At 63.7% G+C, this 14,684-nt stretch carries 9 protein-coding genes and 4 tRNA genes; all 13 read right to left on the minus strand.

What is annotated here, in order from left to right; all coding sequences use genetic code 11:
- The 13 genes from DXD39_RS05135 to brnQ all read right to left on the minus strand — a co-directional run bounded on the left by DXD39_RS05135 (position 1) and on the right by brnQ (position 14,575).
- Positions 1 to 621 (minus strand): ATP-dependent Clp protease proteolytic subunit, encoded by a 621-nt coding sequence (locus DXD39_RS05135; protein ID WP_022095182.1) that lies wholly within the window; start codon positions 619 to 621, stop codon positions 1 to 3.
- A 162-nt stretch (positions 622 to 783) separates the two neighbouring features.
- Complete coding sequence (tig, locus tag DXD39_RS05140; RefSeq protein WP_233541108.1) at positions 784 to 2,085, minus strand: trigger factor; 1,302 nt, start codon at positions 2,083 to 2,085, stop codon at positions 784 to 786.
- Between the two features lie 88 nt (positions 2,086 to 2,173).
- Positions 2,174 to 2,257, minus strand: a tRNA-Leu gene (locus DXD39_RS05145).
- 140 nt (positions 2,258 to 2,397) lie between these two features.
- Entirely contained in the window at positions 2,398 to 5,229 is a 2,832-nt protein-coding gene (locus DXD39_RS05150; protein ID WP_117803331.1) for a molybdopterin cofactor-binding domain-containing protein, read from the minus strand.
- Positions 5,229 to 6,143: a xanthine dehydrogenase family protein subunit M gene (locus tag DXD39_RS05155; protein WP_117803332.1), complete on the minus strand. Its 915-nt coding sequence runs from the start codon at positions 6,141 to 6,143 to the stop codon at positions 5,229 to 5,231. The genes DXD39_RS05150 and DXD39_RS05155 overlap by 1 nt, the downstream gene beginning before the upstream one ends.
- 140 nt (positions 6,144 to 6,283) lie before the next feature.
- On the minus strand, positions 6,284 to 7,639 hold the full coding sequence (gdhA, locus tag DXD39_RS05160; protein ID WP_117803333.1) for an NADP-specific glutamate dehydrogenase: 1,356 nt from the start codon (positions 7,637 to 7,639) through the stop codon (positions 6,284 to 6,286).
- Between the two features lie 262 nt (positions 7,640 to 7,901).
- A tRNA-Sec gene (locus DXD39_RS10150) sits at positions 7,902 to 7,998 on the minus strand.
- A gap of 214 nt (positions 7,999 to 8,212) precedes the next feature.
- Entirely contained in the window at positions 8,213 to 10,228 is a 2,016-nt protein-coding gene (gene selB, locus DXD39_RS05165) for a selenocysteine-specific translation elongation factor (RefSeq protein ID WP_147348088.1), read from the minus strand.
- Positions 10,180 to 11,637, minus strand: a complete 1,458-nt coding sequence (gene selA / locus DXD39_RS05170; protein WP_158565443.1) for an L-seryl-tRNA(Sec) selenium transferase — start codon at positions 11,635 to 11,637, stop codon at positions 10,180 to 10,182. Before selA ends, selB begins: the two co-directional genes overlap by 49 nt.
- A gap of 186 nt (positions 11,638 to 11,823) precedes the next feature.
- On the minus strand, positions 11,824 to 12,660 hold the full coding sequence (locus DXD39_RS05175; protein WP_117803336.1) for a formate/nitrite transporter family protein: 837 nt from the start codon (positions 12,658 to 12,660) through the stop codon (positions 11,824 to 11,826).
- Between the two features lie 308 nt (positions 12,661 to 12,968).
- A tRNA-Gly gene (locus DXD39_RS05180) sits at positions 12,969 to 13,042 on the minus strand.
- 6 nt (positions 13,043 to 13,048) lie between these two features.
- Positions 13,049 to 13,125 (minus strand) — tRNA-Pro (locus DXD39_RS05185).
- Positions 13,126 to 13,216: 91 nt separating this feature from the next.
- Positions 13,217 to 14,575 (minus strand): branched-chain amino acid transport system II carrier protein, encoded by a 1,359-nt coding sequence (gene brnQ / locus DXD39_RS05190; RefSeq protein ID WP_117736417.1) that lies wholly within the window; start codon positions 14,573 to 14,575, stop codon positions 13,217 to 13,219.
- Between the last annotated feature and the right edge of the window lie 109 nt (positions 14,576 to 14,684).

The raw sequence follows: 14,684 nt of genomic DNA on the forward strand, positions 1-14,684 counted from the left end.
CTAGGCGTCCTTCGCGGCGAGGTCGCGCGAGGTGACAATGCGGTCGATCAGACCGTAGTCGAGGGCCTCGGCAGCGGTCAGGTAGTTGTCGCGCTCGGTGTCGGCCTGGACCTTCTCGATTGGCTGGCCCGAGGCATCGGACAGAATCTGGTTGAGCTCGCGACGGGTCTTCTTGATCTCCTCGGCCACGATCTCGATCTCGGTCTGCTGGCCCTGCGCACCTCCGCTGGGCTGGTGAATCATGACCTTGGAGTGCGGCAGGCAGAAGCGCTTGCCCTTGGCGCCGGCCGAAAGCAGCACGGCGGCCATGGACGCGGCCATACCGACGCAGATGGTGGAGACCTGCGGCTTAATGAAGTTCATGGTGTCCAGAATCGCCAGGCCGGAGTATACCTCGCCACCGGGCGAATTGATGTAGAGCGAGATATCCTTCTCGGCATCCTGGCTCTCAAGATGCAGCAGCTGGGCAACGACCAGGTTGGCGCTGACGGAGTTGATCTCCTCGCCCAAGAAGATAATGCGGTCGTTGAGCAGGCGCGAATAGATATCGTAGCTGCGCTCGCCGCGCGGCGTCTGCTCGATAACGTATGGCACGAGGGCGGAATCGAACTTAGCGATCATACGCATCTCCATTTCTCTTACGGACCAATAGTGGTTCTAGACAAACGTACGGTGCCCGCATGCTATGCATTGGCTGGCACCGTACGAAGCAACCGGATAACCGGCTTATAACTTTACCCCATCACGAGCGCACGCAAGCGCTCGTGGGCAAGGTGGCGAGAATTACTCGGCGTCCTTGGCGGTCTCGTCGACCTCGGTCACCTTGGCATTCTCGACCAGGTGATCGACGGCCTTGGAGCGACGGATGGACTCACGGACGGCAGGCATGCGGCCATCGGCGATGAACTCGGCCTTGGAAGCCTCGACGTCCTTGACGCCGGCCTTCTCGAACTCGGCGTTGATGTCGTCCTCGGTGACCTCGATCTTGAGCTCGCGGGCGAGGGCGTCCAGAGCCAGGGACTCACGGGCAACGTCGTTGGCCTGCTTATGCAGGTCGCCGATGAACTGCTCCATGGTCAGACCGGAAGCGGGCAGCCAGGTGTCCAGGGTCATGCCGCGGGCAGCAAGGTTGGACAGGAAGTTCTGGCCAAGCTCCTCAAAGACGGACTGCTCGTAGTCGGCGTCCATCTCGTCGAGCTGCAGACGCTCGGCGAGAGCGGAGACGCAACGGTTCTCCTTCTCGGCCGGCAGGCGGGAAGCCTTGTCCTGCTCGATCTCGATCTTGATGGCGTCGCGCATGGCGTCGATGCTGTCGAAGCCGAAGTCGGACTTGACAAGCTCGTCGGTGAGCTCGGGGGTGTTGCGGACCTTGATGCCCTTGACGGTGACCTCGACGGTGTGGGTCTCGGCCTCCTCGTCCTCCTCGACCTCGTCGGTCCAGGTGACGGTCTTGACGTCGTCAACGTTAGCGCCGATCAGGGCCTCGTTGAACTCCTTGGGATTGCTGTCGCTACCGGCGATGAGCATGCGGCCCTCGGCGGCGAAGTTGTCGGCGTTCTCGACGGCCTTGAGGTCGACGGTGACGTAGTCCTCGGCCTCGACGGCGCGACCCTCGACGTCCTCGAAGGTGGCGCGGTAGTTGAGGAGCATCTCGACCTGGTTGTTAATCTCGGACTCGGTGACCTCCGCGGGAGGCATCTCGATCTCGACGGCGTCGAAGGAGGAGAGCTCGGCAGCAGGACGCAGGGAGAACTCGACGGTGTAGGTGTAGTCCTCGTGATCCTTGGCGAGGTCGAGCTCCTTGTAGTCACCGCTCTTGGTGGGGACGATGTCCAGCTCGTTGAGGACGGCGGGCTCGTTGGCGGCGATCAGGTCGTTGGTGGCCTGAGCGAGGGTAGCCTCGGCGCCAAGAGCGGAATCGATGACCGGACGGGGAGCCTTGCCGGCACGGAAGCCCGGGAAGCGGTACTTCTTGGCGGTGTCCTTGTAGGCCTTCTTGATCGCGGCGTCGACGTCGGCGGCCGGGATGGTGACCGTAGCGGTGAGCTTGGCGTCCTTGACGTCAGAAGCGGTGATGTTCAACACGTTCCTCCTCATACTGCCCAGCTTATCTGAGGTGCTGGTACCTTTATGCAACAAAGAGTCGCGACGGCCGAAGCCGACGCAGATGCGTTGGTGCGGGCGAAAGGACTCGAACCTTCACGGGAATCCCACCAGAACCTAAATCTGGCGCGTCTACCAATTCCGCCACGCCCGCATGAGCGCACAGACTAGGAATGATAGCAGATACGAACGACAAGCGCACGCACACGTTTTACAGGCTCACGACCTCACCACGAGTGCGAAAGGCGGGGCGAGTTGCCCCGCCCCGCCCATTACGACTTGTTCGCCGACCCGCTACTCCCCCAGCAGGGCCTTCTCGGGCGTGATCGGCAGCGAGCGGACCTGATGGCCGGTCGCGTGCGCCACGGCCGAGGCAACGGCGGCGAGCGGCGTGTTGATGACGACCTCGCCGATCGACTTGGCGCCAAACGGACCCGTCGGCTCGTAGCTCGGCTCAAAGGCCACGCGAATGCTGCCGATATCCAGGCGCGTAGGCAGCTTGTAGCTCATAAAGTTGCCGGTGCGCAGGCGACCGCGGTCGTCATGCTCGACGATCTCGTAGAGCGCGTGACCGATGCCCTGGGCAATGCCGCCCTCGGCCTGGACGCGCGCGAGCGCCTCGTTGATCACGGTGCCGCAATCGACGGCCGCGGCGTAATCCACCACGGTCACCTTGCCGGTTGCCTTGTCGACCTCGACCTCGGCAATGCCGGCCATAAACGGCGGGGGCGAAACGGGCAGGCTGGCAGAGGCATGCGAGGTCAGCGCGTCGCCGCCCTCGATGTTCTTAACGCACAGGTTGGCAAAGTCGCGCAGCGTGAGGTAGCGGTTCTGCTCGCGCGCGGCACGCTCGTCGGACAGGCGCACGTACTGGCCGTCGAAGACCACGTCGGCGGCGTCCACGTCCCACATCTGGGCGGCCTTGGCGCAAATCTTCTGGCGTAGCTCGGTCGCGGCGTTCTTGGCTGCCAGGCCCGTCACGTACGTACCCGAGCTCGCGTACGAGCCGGCGTCGAACGGCGACACGTCGGTGTCCACGCCGCGCACCACGATCAACGAGCTCTCCACGCCCAGCTCCTCGGCGGCAATCTGCGCCAGGATCGTGTCGACGCCCATACCGTTATCGGTGGCGCCGGTGCCGATGGTAATGAAGCCGTCCTCTTCCAGGCGCATGTCGATGCCGGCGATGTCCACGTTAGAGATGCCCGAGCCCTGCATGGTGAGCGCGCAGCCCAGGGCACGCACGCGGTCGCCCAGGTCGACGGCCAGCGGCTTGTCGCGCCAACCGATCATGTCCATCGCGCGCAGCAGGCAGCGGTCGAGCGCGCAGGCGTTGAGCTTCTCGTTGTAGTACTGCGGCATGACCTCGCCCTCGTGCACCATGTTCTTAAGGCGCAGGTCGGCGGGGTCCATGTGCAGCATGTCGGCAAGCTCGTTGACGGCGCTCTCCACGGCAAACTGGCCCTGGGTGGCACCGTAGCCGCGATACGCGCCGCCGCGGTTGGTGTTGGTGTAGACGGCGTCCCACCTAAAGCGGCTCGCCTTCACATGGTTGTAGATCGGCAGGCTCTTGTGGCCCGAAAGGCCGATCGTTGTGGTAGCGTGCTCGCCGTACGCGCCGGCGTTGGACAGCGTGTGCAGATCAATAGCCGTGATGGTGCCGTCGTTCATGGCGCCCAGCTTAACGGTCATCTGCATCTGGTGGCGCGAGTTGCCCGCAGTGATGGTCTCCTCGCGGGTGTAGCAGCAGTAGCTCGGACGGCCGGTCTGCTGGGTGACGAACGCCACGAAGATCTCGCAGCAGCCCGTCTGCTTGGAGCCAAAGCCGCCGCCGATGCGCGGCTTAATGACCTGCACCTGCGACTGCGGAATGTCGAGCGACTGCGCGACCATGCGGCGCACGTGGAAGGGCACCTGCGTCGAGGTGGTCACCGAGATGCGGCCGAAGGCGTCGGTCGTCGCAAAGGCGCGGAAGGTTTCCATGGGCGCGGTCTGCGTGGCCTGGCTGGTGTAAGTGCGCTCAAAGACGATGTCGCTCTGGGCGAAGGCCTCGTCCAGATCGCCATAATCGCTGGTACCGCTGCACACCAGGTTGCGCGGAACATCGCCGCCCTGCGGGAACATAAAGGTCACGTCGCCCTCGGGGTGGACCACGATGTCGTTATCGAGCGCCTGGGTAAAGTCGAGCAGGGGCTCGAGCACCTCGTAGTCGACCTTGATGAGCTTGAGCGCCTTATCGGCGGCCTCCTCGGTCTCGGCGGCGACGATCGCCACCTCTTCGTTTTGGTAACGGACGAGGTTTTCGAGAATCAGACGGTCGTAGGGACTCGGCTGCGGATAGCTCTGGCCGGCAATGGTAAAACGGCGCTTGGGAACGTCCTCGTAGGTGTAGACGCCCACCACGCCGGGCACCTTCAGGGCGCGCGACGTATCGATGGAGCGGATCTTGGCGCGGGCATAGGGGCTGCGCTTGAGTTTGACGATGAGCGCACCGGCGGGCACCATATCGCCGGTGTAGACCGGACGACCCTCGAGCAGGGCCTTCGAGTCCTTCTTGGGCTGCTTGTGGGTGATCTGCTTGTATGAGACGCCGTCGGAGCTCGTGTCGTTGACGGGCAGCTCGGGCATCTCGAAGCCCACCTGTACGCCAGACTCGTTGAGGAAGCGGACGATGGCGCGCAGCTGGCTCTCGTAGCCGCTGCAGCGGCAGAGGTTGCCGGCCAGCTGGCGCGAGAGCTCCTCGCGCGTGGCGACGAGGCTCGGGTCCTCCTTGGCGGCGCGGGCGAGCGCCAGCACGTTCATGATGAGGCCGGGGGCGCAAAAACCGCACTGCTCGGCGCCTTCGGCGGCCATGGCGTGGGCGAGCGCCTCGGACTCGGCCTTGAGGCCCTCGAGCGTGGTAACCGAGCGGCCCTCGACACGCGCGGCGGGAACCGAGCAGCTCAGCACCGGGTCGCCGTCGAGCCACACCGTGCACAGGCCGCAGTTGGTGGTTTCGCAGGCGCAGCGCACCGACGCGCAACCCTGCTCGCGCAGCAGTACAAAGAGCATGGTGTCGGGGGCAATCTGAACCTTGACCTTGCGGCCGTTGAGCGTAAAGGAAAGATCGATGAGTTTGGCAGCCATTAGCGCACCTCGCTAGAATCGACGCCGGGCACGCGGCGGCAGGAATACTCGTCCGTGGCAAACTTGGGGACCTGAACGGTCTCGAGCTCGCGGGCAAGCGCGGCCGAAAGCTCGATGCCGGCGGCGCGGCGCACGGCCTGGACGGCGAGCGGGGCCGAGATGCGGCGGCGGTAGTCGGCCGAGCCCCACATGTTGGTGCCGTAGCTCAGGGCACGCACGGACGCGGCCAGGGCGCGCAGCTCGTCCTCGGAAGGCTGCTCGCTGGTGAGGCCACACGCCTCGCCCTGCAGCAGGGTTGCGCGCAGCGGGCGGGCGCCCACGGTGACGTGCCAGGAGCCGTCCCACCAAGCGGCGGTGACGTTCAGCGAGGGGAAGTCGGTCGCGGCCTTGCGCACGGCCTCGTAGCTCGCACGGTACTCGTGCTTGACGACCACAACATGCTCGATCACGTCGCGCACGTAGCCCATGTTCACAAACTCAGCCAGCGGCACGCGGCCGGCACCCGTCAGCTCAACGTACGAGTCGAGCGCTAAAAAGGCCGAAAGCACGTCCGAGAAGCCAAAGCGGCCGTAGATGCTGCCGCCCACCGTGGCGGTATTGCGCAGCTGCACGCCCACGATGTCGTGGACGGCAAACTCAAAGACATTGTTGACAAGCGAATTGAGCCCGGCATGACGCTCGAGCTGGCGCAGGGTGCACATGGCACCGATGCGAAACTCGGTCTCGGTCTCCTCGATCTGATCGAGTCCGCAGGCCGAAAGGTCAATCGCCGTCGCCACGCGACGCAAACCAAGGCGCATCCAGATGCCGCCGCCCACAATCTTGTTGTTGCGGTTTTTCTGCAAGAGCTCATAGGCTTCGGCCGCGTTTCCAACACGGACGTAGGTACCGAACTTGAGCACGTTCTCCCCCATCTCTTTACTTGTCCAGTACCTCTTAGTGTACCAAACGAGGGCGCACGACCCTCACCGCCATAGAAAAAGGCTCCCGGCAGGAATTGCCGGGAGCCTTAGACGCATCAGCTGGTGCTGTACGGAGCTATGTCGAGCTGAATTTAGCAGACGCCCTGGGCGAGCATTGCGTCGGCGACCTTCAGGAAGCCGGCGATGTTGGCGCCCATGACGAAGTTGCCCTCCTGGCCATACTCCTTGGCGGTGTCGTCCACGTTGTGGAACATGCCGCGCATGAGCTGCTCGAGCTTGCCGTCGACCTCCTCGAAGGTCCAGGACAGGTGCTCGGCGTTCTGGCTCATCTCCAGGCCGGACACGAGCACGCCGCCGGCGTTGGCAGCCTTACCGGGCATAAAGGCGACGCCGTTCTCCTGGAAGTAGGTCGTGGCCTCGATGGTCGTGGGCATGTTCGCGCCCTCGCCGACCACCTTGCAGCCGTTGGCGACGAGCGCCTGGGCGTCCTCGAGCAGCAGCGTGTTCTCGCGAGCGCAGGGCAGCGCGATGTCGCAGGGCAGCTGCCACACGCCGCGGCCGTCGCCCTCGTGCCACGTGGCATTGGGCTTCTCGTCGACGTACATAGCGAGCGTGACGCCCTTGTCGTGGCCAGAGCGCTTCTTGTTATAGACATGCTCGAGCACGGTGTAGTCGATGCCGTCGGGGTCCTCGACCCAGCCGTGGGTGTCGGAGCAGGCCAGCACCTTGCCGCCGAGCTGGGCGACCTTCTGGACCGCGTAGATGGCGACGTTACCGGAGCCGTGAACGACGACGTTCTTGCCCTCGAAGGACTCGCCGCGGCTCTTGAGGTACTCGTCCACAAAGTAGACCAGACCGTAGCCGGTGGCCTCGGTACGGGCGAGCGAGCCGCCAAAGGAGAGGCCCTTGCCGGTAAGGACGCCGGTCCACTCGTTGGTCAGGCGCTTGTACTGACCGAACATGTAGGCAACCTCGCGGCCGCCAACGCCCAGGTCGCCGGCGGGAACGTCGGTATTGGGGCCAATATGGCGATAGAGCTCGGTCATGAAGGACTGGCAGAAGTGCATGATCTCGTTGTTGGACTTGCCCTTGGGGTCAAAGTCGGAACCGCCCTTGCCGCCGCCCATGGGAAGGGTGGTCAGGCTGTTCTTGAGGATCTGCTCCAAGCCCAGGAACTTGAGCATACCCAGGGTGACCGTCGGGTTAAAGCGCAGACCGCCCTTGTAGGGTCCAATGGCAGAGTTGAACTCGACACGATAGCCGCGGTTGACCTGGACCTTGCCCTGGTCATCGACCCAGGGAACACGGAACATGACGATGCGCTCGGGCTCGACGAGGCGCTCCAGCAGGGCGGCCTCCTCGTACTCGGGGTGGGCGTCGAGCGCCGGCTGAATGGTGCCGAGGATCTCGGTCGCGGCCTGGATGAACTCAGGCTGCTCGGGATAGCGGGCCTTGAGCTCTTCGAGAACTTTCTGCGTGTAGCTCATGCTTCCTCCAATTGATGGAAAAGAAAGGTGTCGTTCGCGGCGCCCCATGCGCCGTGAGCTTTATCGAGTATGGATAATATCGCACTGTTGCAGCAAAGTTTCGCATAAGCCGACGAGCAGATGTTTCGTTTTGATTACGATGCAGGTAGAAGCGTTTTTGAGCACCCGACGTACAAATCGCGTGTTTCGAAGCTGTTTCGTCCACATGGTCCATACCACCACAAAGAGGACAGGCACCTTTGTGGTGGTTGGCAGGATGCGTTGGCGGGAACGTATGTGAATCGAACACATCCAAGACGTTTTGCACGCCTCACAACGGTTTTGAGGACCGCGGGGCCCACCGGAGCCCATCCGTTCCCAAACGTGGCGGTATTTTACCAAACGCGCAGTGTCGCGCCACGAAAACGGCCCATCTACTACGTTTAACCAGCAAGGGTTAGCCATACCCACTTTTTCGTAACATCGGCAAGTCATCTACCTGCGGTTTTGTTTTTGCGGTTTTTGAAATGGTCGAGGGTAGTCACTTAAACGTAGTAGATAGGCAGGTTTTGTGGCGAGCGGCGATTCGGAGCCCTAGCGAAGCGATCTGAGGCCGCCGGCCTCTTTGTCGAGCACCGTAAAACGCACCGCATCCAGATGCTCCAGGATGCTGATGGCACGCTTGCGCGACACGCCCAGGGCCTCACGCAGCACGCTCGTGGTGGCAGCACCGCCGGCAGCCTCGATAGCGGCGGCAACAAGCTCGTGCGCATGAGCATCCGCGGCGGCGGACAGGGCAACGTCGCGTTCGATCTTAACGATCGCGCGGTTGAGCGAAAGCTCGCGCAGGGCACGCGTCATGGTGTCGCGATCGAGCTGCAGACGCTCACCCACCTCGGGCAGCGTCGCCGCACCGAGACCCGCCTCGTCGAGGGCGGCCACGATGCGCTGGCTCGCCTCGCGCACCACACGTATCGCCGCAGCGGCAGAGTGCGGGTCGAACACCTCGGCACCGTCGACGGTGCACACGCCGCGCGCACAGCCCTCGAGAACGAGCGCGGACGCGACGTCTTCGCCCGCTGTCGGCCAGGCGGCATGCGCGACCTCGCCCGGCGTGAAACCCGTCTGCTTGGGCGCGGCCCCGTGCATGGCGGCCAGCGTGACGGAGAGCGTGGCGAGGGCGGCATCGAGCACAGCGGGGGCGGCATAGAGCTCCTCGGTCGAGCGCTCGGCACGAAGCGCCACGGCGTCACCCGAGGAAACCGCCCCGTGCAGGAGCGCAGCCGCCTCGGCACCCGAAAGATCGAGAGCACGGGCTGCGGCCGCGGCAGACACGGGCAGGCGCTGCAGCCCCAACCATGCGGCAACGGCGGCGGCGCGGTCGTCGGCATCCAGGGCCCCGAGCAGCGCGCACTCGCCCGCGGAGAGGACGCGCGAGCGGCGACACCGCGAAAGAAGAACACGACCGCCGCCGATAAGCACCACCGGCGAGAACGCGAGCACAATGAGGCCGTCGCCCGATCGCACGGGAAGGCGCTCCTCCAGACGGACCTGCACGATGCGGGTCTCGCCAGCCTCAATAGGACCCTCACCCTCCATGAGCATGATTCGGCCGAGGACCTCCGCCGTGCCCGCCATCACATGCACGCGCGTACCGGACTCGAAGGGCGCGGGCTTGGTGCCCTCGCGCCCCAGATACGTGAAGCGGGCGATGAGCCTGAGCGTCGAGCCCTCGGCACCAGACCCGCAGAGGACCTCGCCACGCGGAAGGTCGCCCGCACCGTCGCCCACGATGTTGAGCGCCGCGCGCTGTCCGGGCAACGCCCGAGGAGTATCACCATGCACCTGAATCGCGCGCACGCGGCAGCGCACGTCCGCGGGACATGAGACGAGCTCGTCGCCCACCGCTACGGGGGCATCGTGAAGCGTGCCCGTGACGACCGTCCCGGATCCCTTGATGGTGAAGCAGCGGTCGATGGGCAGGCGCGGGGCCAGACCGGGGCGCACCGGGCGGGATGCGGCATCGGCCAGGAAAGAGTCGATGGCGGCATCGAGGGCAAGGCGAACGTCCTCGATGCCCACGCCCGTGCGCGAGGAAACAGGCACCACGGGCGCATCGGCAAAGACGGTATCGCTGAGGAAGTCCATCACGTCGAGCTCGGCGAGCTCCGCCGTCTCGTCATCGGCCAGATCGCGCATCGTGAGCGCCACCACGAGGTGCCTCACGCCCAACAGCTCCAACACGTACACGTGCTCTCGCGTCTGCGGCATCACGCCCTCAACGGCAGAAACCACCAGCAACGCAACGCCCACGCCGGTGGCACCCTGTACCATCGCGCGCAGGTAGTGCGCATGCCCGGGCACGTCGACCAAGCCGACAAGCTTGCCGCTCGGCAGCGCCAGCTCGCCAAAACCGAGCTCCGTGGTCATGCCGCGGCGCCGCTCGACCTCCAGGCGGTCGGGATTTTTGCCGGTCAGCGCCTCGATAAGGACCGACTTTCCGTGGTCGACGTGTCCTGCCGTTCCAACGACAACGGGACACTCGACAAGCTCGCGCGCACTCATCGATGCAAACCCGCCCGCACGGCATCGGTCAACGCGGACGCGCACAGATCAAGGTCGGTATCGTGCAAAAGCGTGCGAACGTCAAACAGTACCTGACCATGCTGCACGCGCGTCACGACCGGCGTATCGGACTCCTGTACCATAGCGCGCTTTAGGCCATCGGCGGACAGGCGCCCATCGACGGGGCAAACGGCAACGCAAAAAGTTGGGAGCTCGACGGTCGGCAGCGACCCGCCGCCCGGGGCAGAGGCGCCCTCGACAACCTGCAGCTCCACCGCCTCCTCGAACTGAGAGTCGCGAAGCTTGCGCAGCATGCGGTCGTGCAGGCGCTTGGCCTGACGATCAAGCGGAACCGGCGCGCCGGAAAGCATGTTGAGCACCGGGATCTCACGATGTGCCGTATCGGGACCGGCCACATACAGACGCAGGGTGGCCTCGAGCGCCGCGAGTGTGAGCTTGCCGGGACGAAGCGCGCGCATGAGCGGATGCGAAGCGCAGGCGGCGATTACTTGGGCGCTACCGAGAATAATGCCCGCCTGCGAGGCGCCGAGCAGCTTGTCGCCCGAGCACGAGACGACGTCAACGCCGGCGCCAAGAGACACGGACGTGGGCCTCTCCCCCGCATCGGCGAGTACCCCATCTGCAAGCAAAGCGCCTGAGCCTTGGTCCTCGTAAAGCAACAGGCCATGTTCATGCGCCAGCGCAGAAAGCTCCGCCACGGAAACCTCCTCGTGGAAGCCCTCGATACGGTAGTTGGAAGGATGGACTTTGAGGATCATCGCCGTGTTGGGCGTGATGGCGTTTCGATAATCATCCAGATGTGTGCGGTTGGTAGAGCCAACCTCGACAAGCTTGGCACCCGAAGCCGCCATGATGTCGGGGATGCGGAAGCTGCCGCCCACCTCGACAAGCTCGCCGCGGCTCACGATGACCTCTTTGCCGAAGGCATGCGCGGCAAGCACCAACAGCACCGCGGCGGCATTGTTGTTGACAACTAAGGCGTCCTGCGCCCCCGTGAGCGTGCGCAGCAGACGCGCGGCATGCTCTTTGCGGCCCCCGCGAGCGCAGGTTGAGACGTCATACTCAAGCGTGCTGTAGCCTCGGGCGACATCGGTCACCGCCTGCACCGCCGCGGGAGCGAGCGGAGCGCGGCCCAGATTGGTGTGAATCACAACGCCCGTCGCGTTGACGGCAGGGCGCAGGGTCGGCAGCGACAGGCGATGGGTCCGCTGCTCAATTGCCAAGGCGAGCTCGCGCTTGTTCCTTGCAGGGGCGCCGGAGCGAATCGCCGCGCGCTCGGCATCGAGCTCGGCGTCAATCGCCTCGCGTACCATCGTGTCGCCTGCATCGCCAGCAGCCTTCATGACCGGCCACTCGGCAAGCAGCTCGTGAACGGCGGGAATGGAACGCAGGCGGCCGCGCACCTCGGCAGACATGGATTCGCAGTCGCTCATGAAAAGCCTTTCGACATGTTCAATAAAAAGCTGGTCCCCCGCGATCGTCATCGGGCAAATAAATACCGGCGCGCACGCAAAAGGGACAGGTCCATTATGGCAGCTCGTGACAAGACGTCGAAGCGCCTCGTCTAAAACCTGCCAAAATAAACCTGTCCCTTTTTGGTCGGTTATGGCTTGGTGGCTTTAGGCCTCCTTATTGGCGTAGATAAACCAGTAGCCCAGCGCCACGATCAGGGCGCCACCCACGATATTGCCCAGCGTGGCGACCGTAAGGTTGAGCGCCAACCCGGCAGCGTTGAGGGCATCGGCGCCAGCGACATCGGCTCCATAGCCGCAGGAGTGCATCAAAATACCCATGGGCAAAAAGTACATGTTGGCAACGCAGTGCTCAAAACCGCAGGCCACAAAGGCGGCAATGGGCAGCAAAATGCCCACGACCTTATCGACCACGGTCTTGCCGGCAGTGCCGATCCATACGGCCAGGCAGACAAAGATGTTGCACAGAATGCCGCGGAAGAAGATGGTAACGGCGTCGATCGTAACCTTACCGGCGGCGACGCTCACCATGGCGTTGGCGACGGCCTCGCCGTTGAGCTTGTAAATAGCTGCCATGTAAATCAAAAAGACAACGAAGAGGGCGCCGGCAAAATTGCCGATCCACACAATAGCCCAAGCCTTGAGCATCTGGACGAGCGTGATCTTGTTGCTCTTAAGCGCGCAGACCATAAGCGAGTTGCCGGTAAACAGTTCCGCGCCGCAAATGAGCACGAGCACCAGTCCCAGGCAAAAAGCAAGACCGCCCACGAAGCGCTGGGCGCCCCAGCAAAGCGTGGGATCGCTCAGAAAGACCGTGAAGAACAGGCCGCCGAAGGCGATGAACGCGCCGGCGAACATGGCGAGCAAAAAGGCCTTCGAGACCGGCAGGTTGGCCTTGGTAACGCCTGCGGCCTCGGTCTTCGCCTCGATCGCGGCGGGCGCCAGGCAATCGGAGGTGGGGTATTCTGCCTTACTCTGTGCCATGGAAATCACTTCTTTCTTACGATTCGGGACAAACGCTCCTGGTTCATTTGCCCTGCGAGGTCGGACGGTATAAAAAATAAACGCGAGCCAAATTAGCATATTGGCCTGCGATTATATAGCTTGGAGCGGGCGACGGGAAGTCCAAGGATTTGCTTCGCTGCGGGCCTTCGGCCCTTGCGTGCTGCGCTGGAAATGCTCACGCATTTTCTCAGCTCCGCACCCTGGCGGGTTCGATTCCCGTCGCCCGGCGCGTAAACGAAAACAGCTCTGATCCCCAAAGGAAACCAAAGCCGTTAAAACAATTCTTATGGAGCGGGCGACGGGAATCGAACCCGCGTCATCAGCTTGGAAGGCTGGGGTTCTACCATTGAACTACGCCCGCAAGATATGGTCGGGACGACAGGATTTGAACCTGCGACATCCTGCTCCCAAAGCAGGCGCGCTACCAAACTGCGCCACGTCCCGAAGGTGTTGAGCAGCTAAGGTCTAAACCTTGCGTGTCCCAAAGCGAAGGAAATTATAGGGGAGACTCCCCGCCTGTGCAAGCGACGATACCCTAGCTCCTCGAATGTACGACAAACCGACTGTGGAGCAGGCCGATCACAAACGCCACCACGGCAACCGGCGCCCACGCGGCTCCAATGTCTGCCAGCGGCAGCGCATCGAACGGCAGCCACGCGCCCGTAAAGAACGCATCGCGGACCGAGGTAATCACGCTCTGCACCGCGACAACGCCGCCGACCCAGACCCACACCTGCGGATGAGCGTCGCAAAAGCCGTGCACCAGGCCCATCAGTACCAGCACGATGGCAACGGGATACAAGGCGTTGAGCATGGGCACCGAGAACATAAGAATCACGTCGAGGCCCACGTTGGAGAGCACGCACGAAAACGCTGCGAACACAAAGGCGAGAACCGCAAAGGGACGGCGCATGGCCTCCTCAGAGGCCTCCGCTCCCCCTTCGACCACATACGTCTCGCAGAAGTAACGCGAGCAGCAGCTGATGAGGCCGATGCACACGTTCATGCAGGCGAGGAAGAAGATGGCGAAGACCACGACCGTGCCGGCAAGCCCAAAATGCATGGAGGCCGAACGGGCGAGGATGGCGGCGCCGTTGGTAGCGTCGGGCATCACGGTGCCGAGCTGCATACCGGCAAGTCCCAAGCCGCAGTAGATGATGGCCATGAGCACGCCGGCGATCACGCCGGATCGCGAAATCTCGAAGGCCACGCGCTTGTCATCGGTAACGCCCAGCTCGTGGATGGTCTCGGCGATGATGATGCCAAAGGCGAGCGACGCGAGCAGGTCCATGGTCTGGTAGCCGGTCAAAAAGCCCTGCACGGCAGCACCGGCATCATAGGGAGCCTGCGGCGCGGCGGCGGGGCCCAGCGGCGAGACCATGGCGGCACCCACGACCAATACGATAAGGGCAATGAGCGCGGGGCCCGTAATGCGGCCGAGCACGCGTGTGATGACGCCCGGGCGCAGCGTGAGCGCAAACGCGACGACGAAGAAGCCGACGGCAAACACCAGGCGCGCCGTGCCGAGCGAGACGCCCTCGGGCAACAGCGGCACCAGCATCTCGAAGGCCGTGGAACTCGTACGCGGAATGGCCAGGCACGGGCCAATGGCCAGATACACCGCCGCGACAAAGAACTCGCCAAACTTGGGGTGCACGCGGCCAGCAAGCTCGCGCGCCGTTCCGGCAAGCGCCACGGCGATAAAGCCCATGACGGGCAGGCCGATGGCGGCAATCAGAAAGCCGAACATGGCGACCGGCGTGGCGGAACCTGCCTGCAGCGCCAGCAGCGGCGGAATAATGAGGTTGCCGGCGCCAAAGAGCATCGAGAACAGAGCGATGCCGACGGTGACGACATGGTCGGAGCGCAGACCGCGCGGAGCGGATGAAGCCATGGGACCACCTTTCGAGTCAAAAACAAAAACGGGACGGGCAAAAGACCCGTCCCGCAAGTATATACGCTTTAGCAGACTAAATCGCGCAAAGCTTCAATCTAGCCGCCCC

It is taken from the genome of Collinsella sp. TM04-29 (genome assembly GCF_003466565.1).
In the GTDB taxonomy this organism is placed as follows: domain Bacteria; phylum Actinomycetota; class Coriobacteriia; order Coriobacteriales; family Coriobacteriaceae; genus Collinsella.